Annotated in this window: 1 protein-coding gene; it reads right to left on the reverse strand. The window is 75.2% G+C overall.

What is annotated here, in order from left to right; translation table 11 throughout:
* Nucleotides 1-47: 47 nt before the first annotated feature.
* On the reverse strand, nt 48-1,037 hold the full coding sequence (locus tag AB8Z36_RS40355) for an MFS transporter (protein WP_369218323.1): 990 nt from the start codon (nt 1,035-1,037) through the stop codon (nt 48-50).
* Nucleotides 1,038-1,201 lie beyond the last annotated feature (164 nt).

Consider the following 1,201-nt stretch of genomic DNA (forward strand, 5'->3'; position numbering starts at 1 on the left):
GGGCAGCGCGGCCCGAGTCTCCCTTCGCCGGTCCGCCGCCCTGGCTGCTACCTACCCCGCTCGTCCGCCGCCCGGGGCCCGCCCCGCGGGTACCAGGCGATGACCAGCGCGCCGACCGTCACCACCAGGACGGCCAGCACTCGCATCGCGGTGTCCAGGGAGGTGGTGAAGTCCGTGATGACGGCGTGCCGCAGGCCGGGGGAGGTCAGTCCCCGGGCGGCCAGTTCATGTTCCGCCGCCGGGACGGTCGTCGGCGCCCCGGGCCCACGCAGCGGCGCGGGGAGGCCCGAGGTGAACACCTGGGTCACCACACTGCCGCTCACCGCCACGCCGAGGGCGCTGCCCAGCTCACGCGCCAGACTTTGCAGCCCCGAGCCCACACCGGCCCGGTGCGCGGGCAGCGCGGACATCATGCCGTGCGACAGCAGCGGCGTGACCAGACCGCACCCGGCCGCGGTGAGCGTCGCCCCGAGCGCGTAGAGGGGGTACGGAGTGTCCGGGCCGACCAGCGAGACCGTGCCCAGACCGGCCGCCAGCACCGCGAGGCCAGCCCCGAGTGTGGCCCTCGGTCCTGTGCGCCGCTCCAGCGCCACCGCGCAGCGCGGCGCGAGCAGCAGCGCGCCCGCCATCGGCAGCAGCCGTACCCCGGCCCCCAGCGGCGAGTAGCCCTTGGCGTATTGCAGGTACTGCCCGTTGACGTAGAACAGGCCGAACATCCCGACGAACACCAGCGCCATGCCGAGCGCCCCGGCCCGTACCACCGGCACGGCGAACAGCCGCGGGTCCAGCATCGGATGCTCACGCCGCAGCTCCCACCGGCCCCAGGCCGCCAGCAGCACCGCCGCCGCGACGAAGCCGCCCAGCACCCGTGCGCTGTCCCAACCGGCCTGGGGGCCGGAGACGATGCCGGACAGGAGGGCCAGGAAACCGGCCGTCAGCAGCAACGCGGACACCATCGACACCGGCCGGTCGTGCCGTGGCGGTGCCGGGGAGAACGCCATCACCAGGACGAGTGCCACCAGCGCCAACGGCACCACGCACCAGAACAGCGCCCACCCCGCCGACCACCCGGCCCGCGATCACCGCGCCGATGCCCCGCGCCACGGCGCACAGCCCGCATCCAGCGGTGAACAGGCTCATGCCCGCCACGAGGACCCGCTTGCGGCCGAGCCGGTCGGCGAGCGCGCCGGCCGGGATGAGC

This window comes from Streptomyces flavofungini (assembly GCF_041028215.1).
GTDB lineage: Bacteria > Actinomycetota > Actinomycetes > Streptomycetales > Streptomycetaceae > Streptomyces > Streptomyces flavofungini_B.